1 rRNA gene is annotated in these 414 nt (G+C 55.1%); it reads right to left on the bottom strand.

Going from position 1 to position 414, the window contains the following annotated elements:
• A 16S ribosomal RNA gene (locus DSY14_RS28200) occupies positions 1 to 65 on the bottom strand; the annotation flags it as partial.
• Positions 66 to 414: the final 349 nt, after the last annotated feature.

Genomic DNA, 414 nt, shown 5'->3' on the forward strand with positions numbered 1-414 from the left:
TCGACTTGCATGTGTTAAGCACGCCGCCAGCGTTCGTCCTGAGCCAGGATCAAACTCTCCGTGAATGTTTTCCCGTAATCGGGATGACACCACGAGAGCGGAACCAGGAGGAGGAATAATCCCCCCGGCTCACAGCGTCCTCGCTGTGTTATTTCAAAGGAACCTCGCCCTCCCGGAATCGGGAGAGACGGGGTATCAACATATCTGGCGTTGATTTTTGGCACGCTGTTGAGTTCTCAAGGAACGGACGCTTCCTTTGTACTCACCCGAGAGACTCTCTCGCGGCTTTCCTCCGGGCGCTTCCCTTCGGTGTTTCCGACTCTATCAGTGTTTTTCCTTCTCTCTGACCACCGTTCTGCGGACACGCAGAAGATGCCTCAAGAGAGGATCTGACAAGTTGGATGCCTGCCGGAG

The organism is Nocardiopsis sp. MG754419, assembly GCF_018207095.1.
In the GTDB taxonomy this organism is placed as follows: Bacteria; Actinomycetota; Actinomycetes; order Streptosporangiales; family Streptosporangiaceae; genus Nocardiopsis.